21 protein-coding genes and 1 tRNA gene are annotated in these 22902 nt (G+C 74.7%); 9 read left to right on the top strand and 13 right to left on the bottom strand.

From position 1 onward, the window contains the following. Positions 1–66: 66 nt before the first annotated feature. Genes pqqB through LWC35_RS36230 form a run of 5 tightly spaced genes read left to right on the top strand, consistent with a single transcriptional unit; the run spans position 67 to position 3442 of the window. The gene (gene pqqB / locus LWC35_RS36250; protein ID WP_232875024.1) at positions 67–960 is read left to right on the top strand and encodes a pyrroloquinoline quinone biosynthesis protein PqqB; all 894 of its coding nucleotides are present in this window, start codon (positions 67–69) and stop codon (positions 958–960) included. 8 nt (positions 961–968) lie between these two features. Next, positions 969–1685: a pyrroloquinoline-quinone synthase PqqC gene (gene pqqC, locus LWC35_RS36245; protein WP_232875023.1), complete on the top strand. Its 717-nt coding sequence runs from the start codon at positions 969–971 to the stop codon at positions 1683–1685. A gap of 5 nt (positions 1686–1690) precedes the next feature. Beyond that, entirely contained in the window at positions 1691–2005 is a 315-nt protein-coding gene (gene pqqD, locus LWC35_RS36240; RefSeq protein WP_232875022.1) for a pyrroloquinoline quinone biosynthesis peptide chaperone PqqD, read from the top strand. Beyond that, complete coding sequence (gene pqqE, locus LWC35_RS36235) at positions 1998–3089, top strand: pyrroloquinoline quinone biosynthesis protein PqqE (protein WP_232875021.1); 1092 nt, start codon at positions 1998–2000, stop codon at positions 3087–3089. The genes pqqD and pqqE overlap by 8 nt, the downstream gene beginning before the upstream one ends. Next, positions 3086–3442 (top strand): hypothetical protein, encoded by a 357-nt coding sequence (locus LWC35_RS36230; RefSeq protein ID WP_232875020.1) that lies wholly within the window; start codon positions 3086–3088, stop codon positions 3440–3442. Before pqqE ends, LWC35_RS36230 begins: the two co-directional genes overlap by 4 nt. A 79-nt stretch (positions 3443–3521) precedes the next feature. On the opposite strand, the gene LWC35_RS36225 is transcribed toward LWC35_RS36230, so the two are convergent. The 3 genes from LWC35_RS36225 to LWC35_RS36215 form a co-directional block, all read right to left on the bottom strand. Next, positions 3522–3598 (bottom strand) — tRNA-Met (locus LWC35_RS36225). A 295-nt stretch (positions 3599–3893) separates the two neighbouring features. Further along, on the bottom strand, positions 3894–6812 hold the full coding sequence (locus tag LWC35_RS36220) for a UPF0182 family protein (protein WP_232875027.1): 2919 nt from the start codon (positions 6810–6812) through the stop codon (positions 3894–3896). A gap of 176 nt (positions 6813–6988) precedes the next feature. Beyond that, positions 6989–8011, bottom strand: a complete 1023-nt coding sequence (locus LWC35_RS36215) for a YlbL family protein (RefSeq protein ID WP_232875019.1) — start codon at positions 8009–8011, stop codon at positions 6989–6991. A 50-nt stretch (positions 8012–8061) separates the two neighbouring features. Between LWC35_RS36215 and LWC35_RS36210 the strand changes: the two genes are divergently transcribed. Then, positions 8062–9585 (top strand): zinc-dependent metalloprotease, encoded by a 1524-nt coding sequence (locus LWC35_RS36210; protein ID WP_232875018.1) that lies wholly within the window; start codon positions 8062–8064, stop codon positions 9583–9585. Positions 9586–9646: 61 nt separating this feature from the next. On the opposite strand, the gene LWC35_RS36205 is transcribed toward LWC35_RS36210, so the two are convergent. After that, entirely contained in the window at positions 9647–10255 is a 609-nt protein-coding gene (locus LWC35_RS36205; protein ID WP_232875017.1) for a M48 metallopeptidase family protein, read from the bottom strand. Positions 10256–10383: 128 nt separating this feature from the next. Here LWC35_RS36205 and LWC35_RS36200 point away from each other — a divergent pair, with 128 nt between their 5' ends. Together LWC35_RS36200 and LWC35_RS36195 are read left to right on the top strand one after the other, a co-directional pair. Continuing rightward, entirely contained in the window at positions 10384–11601 is a 1218-nt protein-coding gene (locus tag LWC35_RS36200) for a ubiquitin-activating E1 family protein (protein ID WP_232875016.1), read from the top strand. Then, positions 11598–12914: an ABC1 kinase family protein gene (locus LWC35_RS36195; protein ID WP_232875015.1), complete on the top strand. Its 1317-nt coding sequence runs from the start codon at positions 11598–11600 to the stop codon at positions 12912–12914. The genes LWC35_RS36200 and LWC35_RS36195 overlap by 4 nt, the downstream gene beginning before the upstream one ends. Before the next feature lie 223 nt (positions 12915–13137). Here the strand turns inward: LWC35_RS36195 and LWC35_RS36190 are convergent, their stop codons facing one another. The 4 genes from LWC35_RS36190 to LWC35_RS36175 form a co-directional block, all read right to left on the bottom strand. Beyond that, entirely contained in the window at positions 13138–13377 is a 240-nt protein-coding gene (locus tag LWC35_RS36190) for a hypothetical protein (protein ID WP_232875014.1), read from the bottom strand. Between the two features lie 82 nt (positions 13378–13459). Next, entirely contained in the window at positions 13460–13804 is a 345-nt protein-coding gene (locus tag LWC35_RS36185) for a WhiB family transcriptional regulator (RefSeq protein ID WP_232875026.1), read from the bottom strand. 228 nt (positions 13805–14032) lie between these two features. After that, the gene (locus LWC35_RS36180; RefSeq protein WP_232875013.1) at positions 14033–14263 is read right to left on the bottom strand and encodes a hypothetical protein; all 231 of its coding nucleotides are present in this window, start codon (positions 14261–14263) and stop codon (positions 14033–14035) included. Positions 14264–14515: 252 nt separating this feature from the next. After that, positions 14516–16591: an ATP-dependent DNA helicase UvrD2 gene (locus LWC35_RS36175; protein ID WP_308194747.1), complete on the bottom strand. Its 2076-nt coding sequence runs from the start codon at positions 16589–16591 to the stop codon at positions 14516–14518. 108 nt (positions 16592–16699) lie between these two features. Here LWC35_RS36175 and LWC35_RS36170 point away from each other — a divergent pair, with 108 nt between their 5' ends. Beyond that, on the top strand, positions 16700–16942 hold the full coding sequence (locus tag LWC35_RS36170) for a mycoredoxin (RefSeq protein WP_232875012.1): 243 nt from the start codon (positions 16700–16702) through the stop codon (positions 16940–16942). Between the two features lie 63 nt (positions 16943–17005). Here the strand turns inward: LWC35_RS36170 and nudC are convergent, their stop codons facing one another. The 5 genes from nudC to LWC35_RS36145 form a co-directional block, all read right to left on the bottom strand. Then, a complete protein-coding gene (gene nudC, locus LWC35_RS36165; protein ID WP_232875011.1) occupies positions 17006–18001 on the bottom strand; it encodes an NAD(+) diphosphatase in 996 nt (331 codons plus the stop codon). Then, entirely contained in the window at positions 17998–19377 is a 1380-nt protein-coding gene (locus LWC35_RS36160) for a M16 family metallopeptidase (RefSeq protein ID WP_232875010.1), read from the bottom strand. Before LWC35_RS36160 ends, nudC begins: the two co-directional genes overlap by 4 nt. Next, positions 19374–20747: a M16 family metallopeptidase gene (locus tag LWC35_RS36155; RefSeq protein WP_232875009.1), complete on the bottom strand. Its 1374-nt coding sequence runs from the start codon at positions 20745–20747 to the stop codon at positions 19374–19376. The genes LWC35_RS36160 and LWC35_RS36155 overlap by 4 nt, the downstream gene beginning before the upstream one ends. Positions 20748–20811: 64 nt before the next feature. Continuing rightward, positions 20812–22062, bottom strand: coding sequence for an aldehyde dehydrogenase family protein (locus tag LWC35_RS36150; RefSeq protein WP_232875008.1), 1251 nt, complete (start codon positions 22060–22062; stop codon positions 20812–20814). Between the two features lie 97 nt (positions 22063–22159). After that, positions 22160–22902 (bottom strand): class F sortase (locus LWC35_RS36145; RefSeq protein ID WP_232875007.1); only part of this gene is annotated, 743 nt, incomplete at its 5' end.

Genomic DNA, 22902 nt, shown 5'->3' with positions numbered 1-22902 from the left:
GTTTTCGGGGTTGGGGGGCGGGCCCGCGCCCCCCCACCTCTCCGTCCGTAGGGGGTGTGGTGCCGGATGTGGCTGCGGGTGCTCGGGGCGGCCGCGGGCGGCGGGTTCCCGCAGTGGAACTGCGACTGCCCGGGGTGTCGGGCGGTCCGCGACGGGTCGCGGCCGTGCGTGCCGCGCACGCAGTCGTCGGTCGCGGTGAGCGCGGACCGGGACTCGTGGTTCCTGCTCAACGCCTCGCCCGACGTCCGGACCCAGATCGAGGCCTTCCCGGCGCTGCACCCGAAGCCGGGCCGGGCGACCCCGGTGCGGGCCGTGCTGCTCACCGACGCCGAGCTCGACCACACGCTCGGTCTGCTGCTCCTGCGCGAGGCGCGGGCGCTGGAGCTGCACACCACGAAGGCCGTGCGCGAGACGTTGTGCGAGGGGTCCGCGCTGCTGCGGACGCTCGAGCGCTACTGCGCGGTCGACTGGCACCCCGTCGTCCCGGGCGCCGACGTCGCGCTCGATGCGGGGCTCTCCTACCGTGCCTTCGACGTCCCCACCCGGAAGCCCGCGCGGTTCGGTCCCGGGCGGGCCGAGGGCCGGGTCGTCGGGTACCGGCTGACCGACACCCGCAGCGGCCGCGCCGCGGTGTACCTGCCCGGCGTGCAGGAGCTCACCGCGGAGGTACGCGCGGAGCTGCAGGACAGCGCCTGCCTGCTCCTCGACGGCACCTGCTGGAGCGACGACGAGATGGCCCGGCTCGGCCTGGCGTCGAAGACCGCACGCGACATGGGGCACGTCCCGATGGACGGTCCCGGCGGCAGCCTGGAGCAGGTCGCGGCGCTGCCCGTCGAACGGACGATCTACGTCCACCTGAACAACACCAACCCCGTGCTGCTGGAGGACTCCCCGGAACGCCGGGCCGTCGAGCGGCGCGGGGTGGAGATCGCGACGGACGGCCTCGAGGTGGAGGTCTAGGGGGTGCCATGACGGCCACGACCGACAGGACCGGTGCCGAGACGACCGGGACCACGCAGGGCTTCGTCGACGCGTTGCGGGCCCGGTCGCAGCGCTACCACGACCAGCACCCGTTCCACGTGCGGATGAACGCCGGCCTGCTGAGCCCCGCGCAGATCCGGGGTTGGGTCGCGAACCGCTTCTACTACCAGGAGAACATCCCCCGCAAGGACGCCGCGATCCTCGCCAACTGTCCCGACCTCGAGGTCCGGCGGCGGTGGATCCGGCGCATCGTCGACCACGACGGCACGGCCGGTACCGAGGGCGGCATCGAGGCCTGGCTGCGGCTCGGCGAGGCCGCGGGGCTGCCCCGCGAGGAGGTCCTCGACCACCGGCATCTCGTCCCCGGGGTGCGGTTCGCCGTCGACGCCTACGTGACCTTCGCCCGCACGCGGCCGTGGGTGGACGCGGTGGCGTCGTCGCTCACCGAGCTCTTCGCGCCGGACCTCATGGCCGAGCGGCTCGCCGCGTTCGAGCGGTACTACCCGTGGATCGACCGGGACGGCCTGACCTACTTCCGGAACCGGCTGCACCAGGCGCCCCGGGACTCGGAGCACGCCCTGGAGGTCGTGGTCACGCACTGCCGCACGCCCGAGGAGCAGGAGCGTGCGGTGGCCGCGCTGACGTTCAAGTGCGACGTGCTGTGGAGCCTCATGGACGCCGTCGACCGGGCCTACCCGGAGTGAGCCCGATGAGCTCGCCCGAATCCGTCGTGGCCGGCGCGGTGCCCGCGTCCGGACGTCCGCGCCTCGCCCGGCACGTCCGACTGACCTTCGACCCCTCGCGCGAGCGGCACGTCCTGTTGCGCCCGGAGTGCGTGGTCGTCCTGAACCGCACCGGAGCGGACATCCTCGACCTGTGCGACGGCAGCCGGACGGTCGCGGGGATCGTCACGGAGCTGCGCGGCCGCTACGCGCGCGTGGCCGAGGCCGACGTGCAGCGCTTCCTCGCCGGTCTCGTCGACCGGCGGTGCGTGGTGATCGACCCGGAGGCGACCGATGAGTAAGCCGTTCGGGCTGCTGGCGGAGCTCACCTACCGCTGCCCGCTCGCCTGCCCGTACTGCTCCAACCCGCTCGACCTCGCCGGCTACCGGGACGAGCTCGACACCGCGGAGTGGCTCCGGGTCCTCGACGAGGCCCGGGACCTGGGCGTCCTGCAGTGCCACCTCTCCGGCGGCGAACCGCTGCTGCGGCGGGACCTGGTGGAGCTGGTCCGGCACGCGACCGGGCTGGGCCTCTACACCAACCTGGTGACCAGCGCCGTCGGGTTCTCCCGGCGCCGCGCGGAGGAGCTGCACGAGGCCGGCCTGGACCACGTCCAGATCAGCATCCAGGCCGACGAGCCGGGCGCGTCGGACCGGATCGCCGGGACGCCGTCGTTCGCCCGCAAGATCCAGGCCGCACGGATCGTGAAGGAGCTGGGCTGGCCGCTCACCGTCAACGTCGTGCTGCACCGGCAGAACATCGACGGGCTCGCCGACATCGTCGGGCTGGCCGAGGAGCTCCGCGCCGACCGGGTCGAGCTGGCCAACACCCAGTACTACGGATGGGCCCTGCGCAACCGCGCGGCGCTCCTGCCCACCGCGGAACAGCTCGACCGCGCCGAGGAGGTCGTGCAGGCGGCGGCCGCCCGGCTGGCCGGCCGGATGGACGTCGTCTACGTGCTGCCGGACTACTACGAGCGCTATCCGAAGCCCTGCATGGGTGGCTGGGGCGCGCGGCAGCTCACCGTGGCCCCCAACGGCGACGCCCTGCCGTGCCCCGCCGCGCAGACCCTGCCGCTCCCCCGGGCCAACGTCCGCGAGAACTCCCTGGAGTGGATCTGGGCCGAGTCGCCGTTGTTCGGGCGGTTCCGCGGCACCGACTGGATGCCGGAGCCCTGCCGCAGCTGCGACCGGCGCGAGACCGACTTCGGCGGCTGCCGCTGCCAGGCGTTCCAGCTCACCGGCGACGCCGCCCGCACCGACCCGGTCTGCCACCTCTCGCCGGACCACGGGATCGTCGAGGACCTCGTGCGGGCCGCGAACTCCGAGGCACGGCCACGGGTGGAGGCCCTGGTCCCGCGCCCGCACCGGGCGGGGCCGTCGTGAGGACCGCCGCGGACCGGCCCCGGCACCCGGAGGCCGACCAGGCCGAGCTGGCGTACCGCATCGGGTGCGACGCCGCCGTGCTCCAGCTCGAGTGCACCTACGCCGACGCCCCGGAACCGCTCTGCCACGAGCTGGTGCCCTGGTTCCTCGCGGCGGTGCGCCGGCTCCGGGAGCCCGGGCTCCCCGTCGACGCCCTGCGCGAGATCGCCGACGAGTGGCGACGGCGGCGCGCGGCCTACTTCTCCGACGCGGACTGGGCCGACGTCCGCCTCGTGCCGCCGTTCGACCGGCCGGAGCCGTCGGTGTGGTGGCGCCTGCGCCGCGGGCGGGAGCCGGTGCCGCCCCGTGCCTGAACCGGGCCCTGAAACCGGGCCCTGAAACCGGCCGGAAATGGCGAAGACCCCCAGGCGGGTAGCCTGGGGGTCTTCGACGTGGTAGCGGGGGCAGGATTCGAACCTGCGACCTCTGGGTTATGAGCCCAGCGAGCTACCGAGCTGCTCCACCCCGCGCCGCTGTGGTCCGCCCTTCCGGGCTTCGCACTGCTGTGTTGCTGTTGTGCCCAGAACATTACACGCCCGCGAACGGGGCGTGCACGGGGGGTCGGTTCCCGCCGCGGGCGCTCTGACCTGCGACGATGCGGCCGCAGTGGGCACGCCGCGACGTTTACCCCGGTCAGCGGCCCGCGAACCGGTCTCGGTAACCCTGCTCACACTCCGGACGGCGTCCCGGGCGCGGGATGCCGGCCCGAGAACGCCGACGGGCGGCCCCGGGATCCGGGACCGCCCGTCGGCGCCTCTGCGAGCCTCAGCCGCCCGGTGAGGGGGCCGGGGTCGGCGCTGCGCTCTGCGCCGCCTGGAACTTCTTGACCGCTGCGTCGAGCGCCGAGAGCGCCTCGCCCTGGGCCGTGAAGTCGCCCGACTGCTGCGCGGACTTGAGCTGCGCCAGGGCCGAGGAGATCTCGTTCGCCGCGGAGGCGAGCTCGGGGCTGGTCCCGGTACTCGGAGTGGGCGACGCCGTCGACGGTGCCTGGGGCGTCGTCCCCTGGGTCGGTGTCGTGGCCGCGGCCCCGGCACCGGCGCCCGCGCCGAACACCTGGTCGAGCGCCGTCGCGAGGTTCGCGTCGTAGCCGACCCGGCCGCCGAAGCTCACGAGCACGCGGGCGAGCTGTGGATAGGACGAGTCCTGCCCTGCCCGCTCGATGTACACGGGTTCGACGTACAGCAGCCCGCCGGCCACGGGCAGCGTCAGCAGGTTCCCGTAGTCGATCGTGGTCTGGTTCTGTCTCAGCAGGTTCAGCTCGGACGACACGTTCGGCGAGCCGAGGAACTGCGCCTGGACCTGCTGCGGGCCGAGCGTCTGCGTGTCGGCCGGCAACTGCAGCACGGTGATCTTGCCGTAGCTGTCCGGTTCGGAGCTCGCCGACATGTACGAGGCCATGAACTGGCGCCGCAGGCTCACCAGGGCGCTGGTGAGCTGGAAGCTCGCGCCGTTCTGCCCCGGCAGGCCGGTGAGCATGTAGTACGGCGGCTGGGCGTCCTGGGAGGCGCCGGTGTTGCCCTGGACCGTCGGGTCCGAGGGGACGTCCCAGAACGAGACCGTGGAGAAGAACTCGCCCGGGTTGTCGACGTGGTAGCGGGTCAGCAGCTCGCGCTGGACCTTGAACTGGTCCTCCGGGTACCGGAAGTGCTCGCGCAGCTGGTCGCTGATGTCCGACATCGGCTTGACCGTGCCCGGGAACGCCTTCATCCAGGTCTTCAGGACCGGGTCCTGCTCGTCGAAGGCGTAGAGCGTGACGGTTCCGTCGTAGGCGTCGACGGTCGCCTTCACGGAGTTCCGCAGGTAGCTGATGGTGTCGTTGGGCAGGCGCTGACCCTGCAGGCCGAGCTGGCTGTCCTGCGTGGTGTCGCCCAGCGGCACCTGTTCCGCGTACGGGTAGTTCCGCAGCGTGGTGTAGCCGTCGACGATCCACTGCATCCGGCCGTCGATCACCGCCGGGTACGGGTCGTTGTCGACGGTCAGCCACGGGGCGGCCTTCTCGACGCGGTCCCGCGGGTCCCGGTTGTACATGATCTTGGAGTTGTCGTTGATCGAGCTGTTGAACAGGATGTTCCGCTCGCCGTAGTAGAGCGAGAAGACCAGCCGGTCGAACAGGTTCCCGAGGGAGACCCCGCCCTTGCCCGTGTAGGTGTACTGCGCCGTGTCGGTGTCGTACTCGCGCGGCGCGGCGCCCTCCTCGGCACCGACGATCGAGTAGTCCGTGATCAGCTCGCCGTAGTAGATGCGCGGCTCGGAGACCGGGATCGCGCCCTCGGTCGTGGTGTCGCTGACCGTGAACTTCGGTAGCCCGCCCTGGCCGCCGGTGTCCTCCAGCGCGGCGTTGACCTGGTTGGCCGGCGCCGCGACGAAGCCGTTGCCGTGCGTGTAGACGAGGTGGCGGTTGATCCAGTCCTGCTGGTTGCCGACGAGCGCGTTCGAGTCGAGCTCGCGGGCCGCGACCACGTAGTCCTGCTTCTGCCCGTCGACCGTGTAGCGGTCGATGTCCAGCTTCTCGGGGAAGCCGTAGAAGTTCCGCCGTTGCTGGAGCTGGGTGAAGGTCTTGTTGAGCTTGCCCGGGTCGAGCAGGCGGATGTTCGGGATCGTGTTGGTGTCCGCCCGGACCTGCGCCGACGTGGCGGTGGACGTGCCCGAGTAGGGCTCGATCGTGACCTTGTCGTCCGTGAGCCCGAAGGCCTGCCGGGTGGCGGCGATGTTGCGCTCGATCGACGGCGCCTCGCGCTCGTTCGCGTTCGGCGCGACCACGAACTGCTGCAGCACCGCGGGCCATGCCGCGCCGACCAGCACGCTCGACAGCACCAGCAGGACCACCGCGATGGCCGGGAGCTGCAGGTTCCGCCGGAACACCGCCGCGAAGAACGCCGCGGCGCAGATGATCGAGATGACCAGCAGGATGATCTTCGCCGGCATGACGGCGTTGAGGTCGGTGTAGGTGGCGCCGAAGAAGTTCTGGTTCCGGTCGGAGTAGAGCAGCTCGTACCGGTCGAGGTAGTACGCGACCGCCTTGAGCAGGACGAACACCCCGGCGAGGATGGCCAGCTGCGCCCGCGCGGCCGCGGAGACCTGGCCGGAGCGGCCGGCGAGCCGGATCCCGCCGAAGACGTAGTTCGCGATGAGCGCGACCACGAAGCAGATCGCGACGGTGACGAACAGCCAGTCCAGCAGCAGCCGGATGAACGGCAGCGTGAAGGCGTAGAAGCCGATGTCGTTGCCGAACTCGGGATCGGTCTGCCCGAACGGCGTGCCGTTCAGGAACATCTGCGTGGTCTGCCAGTCACCCTGCGCGGCGAGGCCCGCGATGATGCCGACGATCACGGGGATGCCGATCCCGAACAGCCGCAGCCGGGAGATGATCACGGTGCGGTACCGGGCGATCGGGTCCTCCGGCCCGTTGACCGGCACGAAGACCGGGCGGAACCGGTAGGCGAGCCACAGCGTGAGCCAGACCGCGCCGCCGAGCAGCAGCCCGCCGATCACGAACTGGACGGCGCGGGTGGCGATCACGGTGCCGAGCACGCCGCGGTACCCGGTCTCGCCGTACCAGAGCCAGTCGACGTAGAAGTCGACCAGCCGGGACCCGCCCAGCAGCACCACCACCAGGACCGCGGCCGCGATCAGCAGTATCCGCGTACGGCGGGACAACGACGGCGCTCCCGCCGGGGGCCGCATGGCCACGGCAACTCCTCGAGGGTCGGTTCTGGTGCGTCAACTCTACGGACGGGGTGTGGAGTTCCCGTGTGTCGCGTGTACCCGCACCGTTCGTACGGTTCGTCCGTTCCGTGTCCGCTCGCGGGCGACCGTACCGCGTTCCGCCGACGGTGCGGATCCGCCCAGCTCAGTCGCGCTCACGGGGTGCACAGCGGGGCCTGTCCGCCGGCGTCGAGCGTCTCCAGGGCGTCGACGGCGGAGGCGAGGGTGGTGACCCGGACGAGGCGCAGGCCGTCGGGCGCGTTCTGCAGGGCCTCGGCGCAGTTGTCGCCCGGCACGAGGAAGGTGACCGCGCCCGCGTCGCGCGCCGCCCGCATCTTGAACGGGATGCCGCCGATCGGCCCCACCGTCCCGTCCGCGGTGATGGTGCCGGTGCCCGCGACGAACTGCCCGCCGTTGAGCTCGCCCGGCGTCAGCTTGTCGACGACGGCGAGCGCGAACATCAGCCCGGCGGACGGACCACCGATGTCGCCGAGGCTGATCGTGATGGCGCCCGTCGCGGGCTGCACGCCCAGGTGGACGCCGAGCATCCCCTGCTCCCGGTCGGGGCTGGAGCCGAGCGTGACGGTGGCGTCCTGCTGGGCGTCGCCGCGCCGGTAGGTGACGACGACGGGCTCGCCCGGCCGGGTGCCGTTCAGCGCGTCGGCCACGGCCTGCGGGGTCGCGACCGGGTTACCGCGCACGGCCACGATCGTGTCGCCCTGCTGCAGCACGCCCTCCGCCGGCGAGCCCGCCACGACGTCGGCCACGGTCGCCCGCGTCGGCAGCTTCAGCTCGGCGAGCGCCGCGAGCTCGGCGTTCGTCTCCGAGGCCGTGAACTGCTCCGCGTTCTCCTTGTCGACCTCCGCAGTCGACCGGCCGGGCGGGAACACGGTGTCCCGCGGCACCAGCCGCCGGTCCGGCGCCAGCCAGAACCCCAGCGCCTGCAGGCCGGTCACGCCGTCGTTGACCGAGACCGTGGTCATGTTGAGGTGCCCCGAGGTGGGGAAGGTCGGCGCCCCGGCGACGGCGACGACCTGCGTCCCGTCCACGGCGCCCAGCGTGTCGTAGGTCGGTCCGGGCCCCAGGGCGACGAAGGGCACGCGGACGACGGTCCCGACGCCCACCACCACCATCACCAGGAGCACCGCGGCGACCAGCGTCGACGTCCGGCGGCTCACGGAGAGCGAACCTACGCCGCAGCCCCCGGGGTCCGCGTACCGTGGTCGGTATGAGTGACGTCCCGTTCGGCTTCGGCCCCTCCGACCGTGACCCGGACCGCGACCGCAAGCGGGACGAGGGTGGCGAGGGCGGCAACGAGGGCCCCAAGGACCCCTTCGGCTTCGGCAACCTCCCCGGTGGTGGTCAGTTCCCCGGCATCCCGGGGATGCCCGGCATGCCGGGCATGCCCGGGGGTCCGGGCGGCTTCGACGTCGGCCAGCTCGGCCAGATGCTCAGCCAGCTCGGGCAGATGCTGTCGAGCGCGAGCCAGGCGGGCGGCGGCGGTGGCGGCCCGGTCAACTACGACCTCGCGGCGCAGATGGCCACGCAGCAGCTGGCCCAGAAGACGTCGTCGCTCACGGACGCCCAGCGCACCGCCGTGGCCGACGCCCTCAAGCTCGCGGAGCTGTGGCTCGACCCGGCCACCGAGTTCCCCGCCGGCGCGGCCGAGAGCGTGGCCTGGACGCCGACGGACTGGGTGAAGGCGAGCATGCCCACCTGGAAGAGGCTGTGCGACCCGGTCGCCCAGCGCGTGTCCGGCGCCTGGGTGGAGGGCCTTCCCGAGGAGATCCGCGACGCGGCCGGTCCGATGCTCGCGATGATCGGCCAGATGGGCGGGCTCGCCTTCGGCAGCCAGCTCGGCAGCGGCCTCGGCCAGCTCGCGGCCGAGGTGCTCACCGGCACCGAGGTCGGGTTCCCGGTCGGGCCCGAGCGCACCGCGGCCCTGCTGCCCGAGGCGATCGAGAAGTTCACCGAGGGCCTCGACCGCCCCGCCAGTGAGGTCATGATCTTCCTGGCCGCCCGCGAGGCCGCCCACCACCGGCTGTTCGCACACGTGCCGTGGCTGCGGGAGCGGCTGCTCGGCGCCGTGGAGGACTACGCCCGCGGCATCACCGTCGACACCTCGCGCATCGAGGACATGGCCCGGCAGATCGACCCGTCGAACCCGGCGTCGATCCAGGAGGCCATGCAGTCCGGCATGTTCGAGCCGCAGACCACGCCGGAGCAGAAGGCGGCGCTGGCCCGGCTCGAGACGCTGCTCGCCCTGATCGAGGGCTGGGTGGACACCGTCGTCGCCGAGGGCGTCGGCGAGCGGCTGCCCGGGGCGGGCGCGCTGCGCGAGACGCTGCGCCGCCGCCGCGCGTCCGGCGGGCCCGCGGAGCAGGCCTTCGCCTCCATCGTCGGGCTCGAGCTGCGGCCGCGGAAGCTGCGGGCCGCCGCCGAGCTGTGGAAGCTCCTCGGCGAGGAGCGCGGGATCGAGGGCCGGGACGCGGTGTGGGCGCACCCGGACCTGATGCCGGACACCGACGACCTCGACGACCCGGCCGGCTTCGTGCACCGTCGCGAGAGCGCCGACCCGATCGCGGAGCTGGAGAAGCAGTTCGCCGCGGAGGCCGCGGAGGCCGCCGCGCAGGAGAAGCCCGAGGAGCCGGGCACGGACGACGAGCCGGGCGCCGCGTCGGGGCCCGGCGCCGGCGACGAGAGCACGGAGGAGCGGAACGGCGAGGACGAGGGCGGGTCGCCCCGCGCCTGATCGTCGCGCTCGGTCCAGCTGCACGGCGCCGGTCCCCCACGGGCCCGGCGCCGGGGCGCGTTCAGCTCACGTTCGCGGCGGCCTCGCCCGCGGCCTCGGGCTCCTCGTCGGCGCCGTCGGCGCCGGGCAGGTCCTCGCCGTCCGTCCCGACCAGGCCCAGACCGGCGGCCGCGGACAACCCCTCCAGGTAGCCGATGGCCCGTTCGGTGCGCGGGTAGTGGTGCACGAGCGACCAGAAGTAGTCGTCGTGGCCGGGGGCGAGCAGGTGCGCCAGCTCGTGCACCAGCACGTAGTCGACCACCCAGCCCGGTGCCTCGCGCAGCCGCTCGCTGATCCGGATGGTGCGGTCCTGCGGGGTGCAGGAGGCCCAGCGGGTGCGCATCGGCGGCACCCAGCGCACCGACGCCGGCGTGGCCCGCCCGCCCAGGTACCGCTTCGAGAGCTCGAGGCAGCGGTCGAGCAGTGCGCCGTCGCCGTGCCGGCCGGGGGAGCGGCGCTTCGCCTCGCTCTTCTCGAGCCGGCTGACCATCTCGTCCACCCAGCGCCGTTCCTCGGCCTCGCTCATCCAGCCCGGGATGAACACGATCACCGTGTCACCCTCGCGCCGCGCGCTGACCATCCGACGCCGCCGTTGACTCCGTCTCACCTCGACGACCGCGGGGCTCGCCATTCCCCCACCCTAGGCCCCGGGCGGGGCGGGCGGGAGCGGAGGACCTCGGGCACCCGGGTTGTCCACAGATCCGCGCACCTGTGGACAACCGTTCGCCCGACGGCGGCCGGCCGACCATGCTCGGTCCCGTGATCCGCGCCCTCGTCTCCGTGCCCCGCCGGTTGGTCCTCGCCCCGCACCGGCCTCTGCTCGCCCGGGGTGCCCGCGCCCGTCAGGTCGGGCTGGCCCCGCGGAGCAGCGTGGTGGTGGGTGGCCTGCCGGCGGCGGTGCTGCCCCTGCTCGAACGGCTGCGCGCGCCGGCGGTCGCGCTCGACTGGGTCGCCGAGGCGGCGGCCCGCGGGGTCGGGGTCGAGTTCGCGCAGGCCCTGCTGCGCGGGCTCGTGGAGCGCGGCGCCCTGGTCGACCCGGCCGCGGGCGAGCGCCGCGTGCAGCGGCGGGCGGCGAGCGCCGTCCAGGTGCGGGGCGACGGGCCGCTGGCCGTCGGCGTGGCGGTGGCGCTCGCGCGGGCGGGGGTCGGGGCGGTGCAGGTCGTCGCGCGAGGGCACGTCGAGAGCGCGGACGTCGGGTGCGGGTACGGAGAGGAGTCGGTGGGCGGGCCCCGTGCCGAGGCGGCAGCGGACGCCGTCCTCCGGGTCCGCGCCGGCACGGCGACCGGTGCCCTGCCACCGGGCCGCAGCCCCGACCTCGTGGTGCTCACCGACGCGGTGGTCCCGGAGCCCGAGGTCGTCACCGACCTCGCGGCGACCGGCACCGACCACCTACCGGTGCTGGTCCGCGACGGCCTCGGGGTCGTCGGGCCGCTGGTCCTGGTCGGGCGCTCGCCCTGCCTGCGGTGTGTCGAACTCGGCCGGGGCGACCTCGACCCCGCCTGGCCGGTGGTCGCGGCCCAGCTGACGGGCCGCAGCGGCGGAGCGGAACCGGAGGCCGTCGCCGCCACCGCGGCGCTCGGTGCCGCGCAGGCGCTCCTCGCGCTCGACGGCGAGCGCCCACCCCCGACCCTCGGCGCCGCCCTCGAGCTCGACGTGCACGGCGGCGGCCTGCACCGTCGCCTCTGGCAATCGCACCCCGACTGCCACTGCGGCGGGGGCCCGCCGCCGGCACCGGTCCGCGTCGCGACACCGCGGACCTCCGCCGCCGAGGCCGGAGAGGCCGGAGAGGCCGGCGCGGTCGGAGAGGCCGGTTCGTCGCCGCGTACGGAGCGGGCCGATCCGCCGCGCGCGGTCGCGACGGGGCCCCCGTCGTCGGCGGGTGTGACGCAGACCTCCCCCACGTGCGCCGCGGATGCCCGTGTGGTGGCCGGCGCGACGTGCGTGCCGGCCGGGCGGCGGGAGACAATCATGAGGTGAGCGACATCCCCCGCCGGACCGCCTCCCGCACGGCGAAGCTGGCCAGCCTGCCGCTGGGCGTCGCCGGGCGCGCCGCCGCCGGGTGGGGCCGGTGGCTCGCGGGCGGCGACCGGGAACAGATCTCCGCGCAGATGATGGCCAAGAGCGCCGAGCAGCTCTTCGCGGTCCTCGGCGAACTCAAGGGCGGCGCGATGAAGTTCGGCCAGGCGCTGAGCATCTTCGAGGCCGCGGTGCCCGAGGAGCTGGCCGGCCCGTACCGGGACGCGCTGACCAAGCTGCAGAGCGCAGCGCCGCCCATGCCGCCGGCCGACGTGCACCGGATGCTGGCCGAGCAGTTCGGGCGCAACTGGCGGTCGCGCTTCCGCGACTTCGACGAGGAGCCCGCCGCCGCGGCGAGCATCGGGCAGGTCCACCGGGCCGTCTGGCGCGACGGCCGGGAGGTGGCCGTCAAGGTCCAGTACCCGGGCGCGGAGGAGGCCCTGCGGTCCGACCTGCGCCAGCTCTCCCGGATGAGCCGGCTGCTGCAGCCGCTGGCGCCGGGCATGGAGATCAAGCCGCTCATCACCGAGCTGCAGGAGCGGATGGTCGAGGAGCTCGACTACCGGGACGAGGCCGACAACCAGCGGGCCTTCGCCGCCGAGTACGACGGGGACGCCGAGATCCGGGTGCCCAAGGTCGTGGCCTCGGCGCCGCGGGCGATGGTGAGCGAATGGGTCGCCGGGCGCCGGCTGTCCGACGTGATCCGCTCCGGCACCCAGGAGGAGCGCGACCACGCGGGCGAGCGGCTCGCCGGGTTCCACTACTCGGCGCCGTACCGGCTGCACCTGCTGCACTCCGATCCGCACCCGGGCAACTTCCAGGTGCTCGACGACGGCCGGATGCTCGTCGTCGACTTCGGGGCGGTCGCCCGGCTCCCCGAGGGGCTGCCGCCGCCGCTGACCGTCATGACCAAGTACGCCCTGGAGAACCGGCCGGCAGACCTGCTGCAGCTGTTGCGCGACGAGGGCTTCGTGCGCCCGGGCACCGAGCTTACCGCGGAGGAGGCCCTGGCGTACCTGGCGCCGTTCACGGAGCCGCTGCGCACCGAGACCTTCCGCTTCACCCGGGCCTGGCTGCAGAGGCAGGCAGAGCGCGTCGGCGACCTGCGGCGACCCGAGTTCGACACCGGGCGCGCGCTGAACCTGCCTCCGCAGTACCTGCTGGTGCACCGGGTCACCCTCGGCACGCTCGGGGTGCTGTGCCAGCTCGAGGCGGAGGTCCCGCTGCGGGGCATCGTCGGGCGCTGGCAGCCCGAGCTGTTCGCGGCCAGCTGATCCGCGGGCTCGCGGGCCGGCCCGCCGGCGATCGGCCGCACGGGCCGAGCCGGACGCAGGACGCCCGCCCCGGAGGTAGCTCCCGGGGCGGGCGGCAGGAACCGCGGTGGGACGCGCGGCGGCCGTCGTGGCGTTCGAGGGCGGCGGGGCGTCGCCCGTCCCCGGGAGGGTCCGGTGCGGCGGACCGGTCCGGCGGACGTGCACCGCGGTGCCCTCCCGCGACTCAGCCGGAGGCGGCGCGGGCGCGCGCGGCCCGGCGGGCGGCGTAGGCCGCCAACCGGTCCCAGCGCCGGCCCGCGGAGAGCCGGCGCGCGAGCCGGTGGTCGCGCGCGGCCTCCTCCGCCTCTTGCTGTCGCGATCGGGCCAGGGCTTCGTTCATCACCAACATCGCGGTGCCCTGGGCGTCGGCGTGGGGTCGCACGCCGTGGGCCGGTCGGTCGGTGCGGATCACGAGATCGGTCATCGGAGAAGCTCCTTCGGGTGGGACGCCGCCCCCGGGGGAAGGGGACCGGGCGCCGGGGTGTCGGTCGGGTGGTTCTCGGTGGTCAGGCGCACGGCCGGGCGGCCGTGGCGGCCAGCTGCCGCGCTCGCTCCTGGGCCTTCTGGTGGGCCTCGGCCCAGGCGCGGTCACGGGCGAGGTCGGCCTTGCTGGGCCGGCCCCTCGGGCGCTTGCGCGGCACGACGACTCCTCGTTCGAAGATCTCGCCGCCCCACACGCCCCAGGGCTCCTCCCGCGAGAGGGCGCCGGCGAGGCACTCGATCCGGATGGGGCAGCTCTCGCACAGCGTCTTCGCCCGTTCCAGCTCGCCGGGGGACTCGGCAAACCACAGGTCCGCGTCGCCCTGCCGGCACGGCAGGTCGAGGCCGGACTCGGGGGTGTCGCTCAGCAGGCCGCCGAGGTCGGGAGCGGTGTCGCCGCCGCCGTACTCGTGCCTGATCGCCCCGCCGTCGCACGGGGTGGATCTGACTAGCACCGCACTACCTCCTGGTGTGGTGGGTGTTCTCTGCTCTCGGTGGTGGATGGGTGGACGGACGTGCCCCGGGTGGGGACACGAAAAAGGGCCGCGGACCCCTGGTGTGGGTTCCGCGGCCCCGAAACTCGACGGCCGGCTGGGCTGCTACGACCTTCGTCGGCACAGCCCGTGCGGAACGGACACACCTGTCCAGTTGTGATCGGTGACGACCGCGAACGGCACCTGCTTCTCGAGGCGCACGCCGAGCGCGGAGAACGGCCAACCGCCACGCGGGCGGCGGACGGACGGCGCGACACCGAGGCGGGTGCGGACACCGGCGGGCGCGATCGCGCGCGGCGTCCCGGTCGTGCCGGTCGTCATCGCGGAGATCTTCATGGCGGCGCCTCCTCTCCGGCAGCTCGGTGCGGGTCCGTGCGGAAGGACGGGGCGTTGCTCCGTCCGTGCATGTGAGACTAGAAGGGGCCCCGGGACGCGCACAACAGAATTAATCCGTTGATTCGAGAAGCAGTTTCCGGTCCACCCGGGCATCGACGGCTGTTCGTCGCCGGGTCGCCCGGCGACGACCCCCACGGCGAGCCCACGAGAGACCTCACGACGCCCTCGCCGCGTCCCCGTCCCGGGAGGCGCTCAGGCGCCCGAATCGCTGATCAGCGCGAGGACGTCGGGTCCGTAGCGGTCGAGCTTGCGGGCGCCGATCCCGGGGATCCCGACGAGCGCCGCGGCGTCGGCCGGGCGCTGCTCGGCGATGGCGGTGAGGGTCGCGTCGGTGAAGATCACATAGGACGGTACGCCCTGCCGCCTGGCCACCTCGCCGCGCCAGTCGCGCAGCCGCTCGAGCAGCTCGGTGTCCACGTCGGACGGGCAGGCCCCGCACCGTTGCAGCTTCAGGGCGGTGGTGCCGATCAGCGGCTCCCCGCACACCCGGCAGCGCGGCTTCGGCCCGCCCGGCCGCCGACGCTCGCCCTGCGCGACGCGGGAGGCCGGGTGCTCCTCGGGGATCAGCCCGTGGAGGAACCGACTGCGGCGGCGCTGCCGTCCGCGGCCCGAGGCGCGCGCCAGCGCCCACGACATCCGCAGCACCCGCCGGGCCCGGGTCACCCCGACGTAGAGCAGCCGGCGCTCCTCCTCGATCGCGGACTCGTCGCCCTCGGCGTGCTGGATCGGCAGCGTGCCGTCGACCAGCCCGACGAGGAACACCACGTCCCACTCGAGGCCCTTCGCGGCGTGCAGCGACGCCAGCGTGACGCCCTGGACCACCGGCGGGTGCGACGCGTCCGCCCGCGTCTCGAGCTCGGCGGAGAACCGGCGCAGATCGGCCTGCGGCTCGACGGCGGCCAGCTCCTCGGCCAGCCCCACCAGCGCGAGCAGCGACTCCCACTGGGCCCGCATCGCGGTGCCGGCGGGCGGCTCGTCCGTCAGCCCGACCGTCGAGAGCACCCGCCGCACCCCGGTGACCAGGTCCATGCCATCGGGCAGCGGCGGGGCGGTGCGCAGCGCGACCATCGCCCGGCGCACCTCGGCGCGGGTGAAGAAGCGCTCGCCCCCGCGCACCTGGTACGGCACGCCGGCCTCGGTCAGGGCCTGCTCGTAGCTCTCGGACTGCGCGTTGATCCGGAACAGCACCGCGATCTCGGCGGGCGGGGTCCCGTCGGCGACCAACCGGCGGATCTTCGCGGCGACGGCGGCGGCCTCGGCGGGCTCGTCCTCGTACTCGGCGAAGTCCGGGTCCGGCCCGGGCGGCAGCTGCCCGACGAGCCGCAGCCGGCTCCCGGCGACCCGGCCGCGCGCGGCACCGATGACGGAGTTCGCGCAGGCGACGATCTGCGGGGTGGACCGGTAGTCCCGCGTGAGCCGGACGACGGTGGCCTCGGGGAACCGGCGCGGGAAGTCCAGCAGGTAGCGCGGCGAGGCCCCGGCGAAGGTGTAGATCGTCTGGTTGGCGTCGCCGACGACGGTGAGGTCGTCCCGCTCGCCGAGCCAGGCGTCGAGCACGCGCTGCTGCAGGGGGGTGACGTCCTGGTACTCGTCCACGACGAAGCACCGGTACCGGTCGCGGAACTCCTCGGCGACCGCGCGGTGCTCCTCGAGCGCGGCCGCGACGTGCAGCAGCAGGTCGTCGAAGTCGAGGGCCTCGGCCTGGTTCTTCAGCGCCTCGTATCCCGCGTAGACCTGCGCGATCTGCTCGACCGGCCCGGGGACGTCCCGCCGCAGCCGAGCCACCTCGGCCGGGTAGCTCTCCGGCGTGATCAGGCTCGACTTGGCCCACTCGATCTCGGTGGCGAGGTCCCGCAGCGCGTCCGACTCGGTGCCGGCCCGGGCGCGGGCCGCGGCCTGGCCGATCAGCCGGAGCTTGCCCTCGAGCAGCTGCCACGGCCGCTCGCCGACGACCTGCGGCCAGAAGTACCGCAGCTGGCGCAGCGCGGCCGCGTGGAAGGTGCGGGCCTGCACGCCGCCGGCGTCGAGCGCCCGCAGCCGGGTGCGCAGCTCCCCGGCCGCCCGGGCCGTGAACGTGACGGAGAGGACCTGCCCGGGCGCCACGTGTCCGTGCCGGACGAGGTGCGCGATCCGGTGCGTGATCGTGCGGGTCTTCCCGGTGCCCGCGCCGGCGAGCACGCAGACGGGGCCGCGCGGCGCGGTGACGGCGGCCCGCTGTTCCTCGTCGAGCCGGTCGGGGTCGGCCGGAGCCGTCACGGAAGCCGTCACCCTCCCATCCTGACAAACGCCACCGACGGTTCCCGCGCGCCCTCGCGGCGTGAGCCACCGCACAATCGGGTGCGGAACGGCGCGGCCGGCGGCGCTGTTGAACCCGACATGGCGCAGCTGACGATGTACTCGACCACGTGGTGCGGCTTCTGCCGCCGCCTCAAGCTCCAGCTCGACGAGGCGGGCATCGAGTACCGCGAGATCGACATCGAGCGGGACCCCGACGCGGCACGGTTCGTCGAGGGCGTCAACGGCGGGAACCAGACGGTCCCCACGCTCCTCTTCCCGGACGAGACCACCGCCACGAACCCCAGCTTCGCCGAGGTGAAGAAGCGGCTCGCCGCGGCCTGACCCGCGCCACCACGACCCCGACCGGACCGTCCGGCCGGGGTCGCACCGTTCTCGGGCGAGTGCTCAGCCCTGCGCCGCCCACGAGTCGAGCATCGACCGGGCGATCGACACCCGGCCGGGGAGCAGGACGAGCTTGCCGTCCGACTCGTCCCGGGCGCCCCAGTCGCTCTTCTCCATCGCCGCCCGCAGCTCCTCGCGGGTGACCCAGATGGCCTCCTCGATCTCGCCGTCGGCCGGCCGCAGCGGCTGGTCCGGGTCGGCGACGGCCTGGAACCCGACCATCAGCGACCGCGGGAAGGGCCAGGCCTGGCTGCCGAGATAGCCGACCTCCGAGACCTCGACGCCCACCTCCTCGTGGATCTCGCGCATCACGCACGCCTCCAGCGACTCTCCGGCCTCGACGAACCCGGCGAGCACCGAGTACCGCCCGGGCGGCCAGACCGGCTGGCGGGCGAGCAGGACGCGGTCGGCGCCGTCGTGCACCAGGCAGATGACCGCCGGGTCGGTGCGCGGGTACTCCTCGTGCTGGTGCGCCTCGCAGCGCCGGGCCCAGCCGGCGTTGTGCGGGTGGGTCGGCGAGCCGTCCCGGGCGCAGAAGCGCGCGGTGTCGTGCCAGTTCAGGGCCGCGACGGCACCGGTGAACAGGCCCGCGCCGAGGGCGTCGAGCTCCGCGCCGACGGCCCGCAGGTCCGCCCAGTCCGCCGGGTCGTCCCCCGCCGCGAGGTCCGGCCGGCCGCGGACCGCCCAGTAGGCGACCCCCTCGGCCTCACCGAGCAGCACCGCGTCGCCCGGTGGGGCCGGCGCGATCTCCTCGGCGGGCCGGGTGCGCAGGACGGCGCCGGAGCCGGCGGCCGCGTCCCAGCCGGCGGCGTCGCCCTCCCGGAACCGGGACACCGGTGCGGCGTCCCACGACACCGGCGTCCGCCCCTTCTCGTCGACGACGACCACGCGCGCCGTGGGCCACGTGGCCTTCTGCCGGTCCGCGTCGAGCCGCAGCGGCTCGTCGCGCAGCACCGTCCCCCGGGAGAGGACGGGCGGGGTGACCAGCTCGAACGTCATTCCACACCTCCCAGTGCGCGCAGCCGCGGACCGATCACGTCGGCGTCTCCCACCACGACGCCGGTGAACCGCTCGGGCGCGAAGTACTGCAGGGCCGCCTCGGCGACCTGCTCCGGGGTGACCGCCTCCAGCTGCACCGGCCGCTCGCGCAGCCAGTCGATCGACAGCCCCGCGGCATCGAGCGCGGCGAGGGTGGATGCGAGCCCGCCCTGGCTGTCCAGCGAGATGAGCAGCGAGCCGATCGCGTACCGCCGGGCCGCCTCGATCTCGTCCGCGGTCGGCGGGACGGCGACCATGCGGCCGAGCTCGTACCGGGTCTCGAGCAGCGCGGCCGCGGTGACCTCGCTGGCGACGTCCGTCTCCACGCCGAGCACCGCCGCGCCCGGCACGAACTCGGTGCCGGAGTGGGCCCCGTAGGTGTAGCCCTTGTCCTCGCGGACGTTCTCCATCCAGCGCGAGGAGAAGTAGCCGCCGAAGACGAGGTTGGCGAGCTGGAAGGCCGCGTAGCCCTCCTCGTCCCGACGCAGGGCGGGCGCGGTGAGCCGCAGCTGCGACTGCACCGAGCCGGGCCGGTGCACCAGCTCCAGCGGCCCGGCGTCGGGAACCGGCGGCGGGCCGAGCTCACGGGCCTGCGCCGCGCCCGTCCACCCGCCGAGGGCGGCGCCGACCGCGGCGATGGCCTCGCCCGGGTCGATCTCGCCGACGACCACCAGGGTGGAGCCGCGGGGCACCACGCCCTCGGCGTGCAGCGCCCGCACCGCAGCGGGGTCGACGGCGGCGACCGCCTCGCCCGAGGGCATCTCCAGCGCAATGGGATGGTCGCCGAAACGCTTGCGCTGCAGCGCTTCCCGCGCGACCGTGCGGGGTTGTGCCCGCGCGACGGCGATGCGCTCGACGAGCCGCTCGCGTTCGCGCCGCAGCTCGGTCTCGGGATAGGTCGCGCCGGTCAGCACGTCGGCGAGGACACCGAGGACCGTCGGCAGCCCCTCCGCCAGGCCCGAACCGTGCACCAGCAGCCGCTCGGGGTCGACGGCGACCCCGAGCTCGGCGCCCACACCGGCCAGCTCGTCGTCGATCCCGACCCGGTCGTGGGTGCCCGTGCCGGTGAGCATGGCCGACGACAGCAGCTCGGCCCGCGCGGTGAACGCCGGGTCCGCGACGGAGCCGGGCGCGGCGAACGGCACGCGCAGCCGCAGCTCGGCCATCGGCACTCCCGGCCGGTGCACGGCCAGCACGCGCAGCCCGGAGGGCAGCGTCTCGGTGACGACCTCGGGCAGCGGGACCTCGCGCGTCGCCCCGAGCGGGGGCAGCGGGCGCGGGCCCGCCGGGGTGCGGCCGATCTCCTCGGCGGTGCGGTGCGTGGTGGGCGCGCTCATGCGCCGGCCTCCTCGGGGTTCGCCGGCTCGGCCGGATCGACGGCCGGATCGACGGCCGGATCGACACCGCCCGGCGCGCTGCCCCCGGTCGGTTCGACCAGCAGCACGGCGCGGCCGGTGGAGCGCAGGGACTCCGCGGCGGCGCGAACCTGCTCCGGGGTGACGGCGGCGATCCGCGCCGGCAGCTCCTGCGCGATCTCGGCGCGACCGTACAGCAGCTCGCGGGCGCCGAGGCCGAGCATCCGGTACATCACGCGGTCGTCCTCGTGGTGCAGGGACGCGGCCCAGCGGGCGGACTGCCGGGCCAGCTCCTCGGCGCTCGGGCCCTCGGCCGCGAGCTTGTCCAGCTCCTCGTCGATCGCCCCGAGCACCCGCTCCGGGTCGACCGTGCCGGGGTGTACCGCGGTGATCGTGAACGTGTCGGGGTCCCGTGCGTCGAGCGGGCCGCCCATCAGCCCGTTGCTGGCGCCGACATCCGTGACCAGGCCGTCCGCGTGCACGAGCCGGCGCTGCAGCCGGGCCGCCTCGCCGTCGCCGAGCACGGAGGCGAGCAGCGCGTGGCCCAGGTACTCGTCGAGCGCGGACGACGGGTCGGGCACCCGGTAGCCGACGGCCAGGGCCGGCATGGGCGCGTGCGCGTCGGCCACGCTGCCGCGCCGCTCCGCACCCGGCTCCGGCTCGCCGAAGGACCGGCGCGGCGGCGTCGGCCGCGCCGGGATGTCGCCGAAGTGCTTCTCGACCAGCGCCAGCACCTCGTCCACCCCGCCGGCGGCCGCGAAGTCCCCGTGCACGGTGACCTGCGCGTTCCCCGGGGCGTAGTAGGTGTCGAAGAAGGACGCCGCGTCGTCCAGGGTGGCCTGCTCGAGCTCGGTGAAGTCGCCGTAGCCGTTGTGCGCGTTGGGGAAGGTGTCGTAGAGGACCGGTGGCAGCAGGATCCAGGGGAACCCGCCGTAGGGCCGGTTCAGGACGTTGAGCCGGATCTCCTCCTTGACCACGTCCACCTGGTTGCGGAGGTTCTCCTCCGTGAGCTTCGGGGCGCGCAGCCGGTCCGCCTCCAGGAACAGCGCGCGCTCGAGCGCGGCGCCGGGCAGCACCTGGAAGTAGTCCGTGTAGTCCTGATGGGTCGAGCCGTTGAACACCCCGCCCGCACCCTGGACCTGGCGGAAGTGCTCCAGCTTCGCCAGGCTCTCGCTGCCCTGGAACATCAGGTGCTCGAAGAGGTGCGCGAAGCCGGTGCGCCCCTCGGGCTCGGACCGGAAGCCGACGTCGACGTGCACCGCGACGCCGACGACCGGGGTGGCCGGGTCGGGCGCGAGGAGCACACGCAGGCCGTTGGGGAGCGTGGCCCGGTGGAGTTCGGGAGCTGACACGTCCCGACCCTATCCCCGCACCCCGACGGTCCGCCGGGGCGGCGCCGGGCCGTACTGCCGGCGCTCAGGCCGGGGGCAGCACCACGAACTGGCGCAGGGCGAGGTCCGGGTAGGTCACCGGGCCGCGGGGGCCGGGGGTGTGGTCCACGTTGATGCCGGTCTCCGGCAGGCCGAGCAGCTTGTACCCGTCGAGCAGCCGGGTCGGGCTGTTCCAGAACACGCCGGTGCCGGTGTAGGCGTCGATGAACCGGTGGGCGACCGCCTCGTCGGCGGCGCACACGCAGGCGGCCAGGCCCGACGTCTCGCGGGCGGCGGTGAGCGCGGCGTCGACCGCGCCGTCGACGGGCGCGACCGTCACGTGCGCCTCGTTCCCGGAGTCGAGCGCCCACTCGTGGCCGAGGGCGTGCGCGTGCGGGGGCAGGCTCAGCGTGATCCCGCGGTCCCGCAGCACCTTCTCCGCGACCGGCAGCAGCTCCTCGTACACGGGCCGGTCGATCAGCAGCAGGTTCAGTCGGTTGCACACCCCGAGCCGGTCGGTCGAGTCGTGCACCAGCCGCTCGACGACGGCCTCCTCGGCCGAGGAGTCCAGGTACAGCACGCCGCCGCCGTCGGCGTGCGCGAGCACCCGGGTGCCGGCGGCCGCACCCAGCATCGACAGCTTCCGCGTGACCTCGCCGCTCCCCCGCACCACGACGAGCGGCACGAGGTCCGGCAGCCCGACCAGGGCCTCGGCCCCGGCGTGCCCCGGCAGCGGGACGAGCTGCACCGCGTCGGCCGGGATGCCGTGCGCCGCGAGCGCGGGCGCGACGACCTTCTCGAGCAGCGCCGTCGCGCTGCCCAGCGCCGCGGCCCCGGTGCGCAGGACGGCGGCGCTGCGGGCCTTGAGGACCTGGGAGGCGACGTCGATCGTCACGTTCGGGCGCGCCTCGAAGACCGCGCCGATGACCCCGACGGGGATGCTGCGTTCGAAGATGCGCTCCCCCGAGGGCAGGTTCCTGACGAACCGCTCCACCGGCGGCTCCGGGGTGCCGGCGAGCACCTCGAGCTGCGTCGCCATCTCCGCGAGCCGCTCCGGGGTGAGCCGGAGCCGGTCGAGCAGGCCGGCGGCCATGCCGTCGGCGGTGGCCGCCTCGACGTCCGAGGCGTTCGCCGCCAGCAGTTCGGGGGCCTTCTCGCGGAGCAGCCCGGCCGCGGTGCGCAGCGCGGAGTCGACCGCCGCGCCGCCCGCCGCGCGCACCCCCGGGGCGGCCGCGGCCGCGCGCTGGGCGGCGGTCCGGACGGCGGCGAACTCGGGGGCTTCGGCGGGTGCGCTCACGCGACAACCGTACGACACGCCCGCCCCGGATATTCCCGCTCCACCGGCCGGCGCCCCGCGCCGCCGCGACGCCCGTAGCGTCCGTGGAGTCGCGTGGTCAGGTCGGTTCGGCGTAGACGACGATGTTGTCCTCGTAGGAGCGCGTGCCGGGGTCGAAACGACCGCCGCAGGTCACGAGCACCAGGCGCGGTGGGCCCGTCCGGGCGAAGGTGTCGGCGGGCAGGGCGGCCTTGCCGAACTCCTGCCGCGCGACGACGCGGTAGCGGACCGTGCGGCCGTCGTCGCCGGTCAGGACGACCGGCTCGCCGACGGCGAGCTCGGGCAGGACGGCGAGGACCCCGATCCCGGCGACCCGCGAGTCCACGTGCCCCGCGACGACGACGGTGCCGGTCCCCGAGCCGGCGAGGGCTCCGGGTGCCCACCAGCCGACGGTCTGCGGCGGGTCCGGGACGACGAGAGCCCCGTCGGGCCCGGTCCCGACCGGCACGACCGGCGCGGTCGCCGTCCGGGCGGCCAGGTCGAGGCGCACCGGGACGCTGCCGCCCGCACGGGGCTTCGGTGGGGCGCCCGGCCGCAGGTCGCCGGACTCGGCCGGCACCCACGGGCCGGTGCGGGCGGGCACGACCCCGACGGGCCGTGCGCTCACGGCGGACTCCCGGTCGAGGACGAGGACCGTCGCGGCCACGAGCAGCGCCATGCCCGCCAGAGCGAGCAGGACGGGGAGCCGCTGTCGCCGACGCGCCGTCTTCCTCGGCGGGGCCGCGGTCTCCCCACGGGCCCGGCCGGGAGCCGTGACCTCCGGGGACGCATCGCCGGCCGACGGCACACCGCCGGGGGGGG

Origin of the sequence: Pseudonocardia kujensis, from assembly GCF_021283305.1 — a bacterium.
Taxonomy (GTDB): domain Bacteria; phylum Actinomycetota; class Actinomycetes; order Mycobacteriales; family Pseudonocardiaceae; genus Pseudonocardia; species Pseudonocardia kujensis.
Note: the sequence above shows the minus strand (reverse complement) of the source record. Positions and strands in the feature narration are given on the sequence as shown.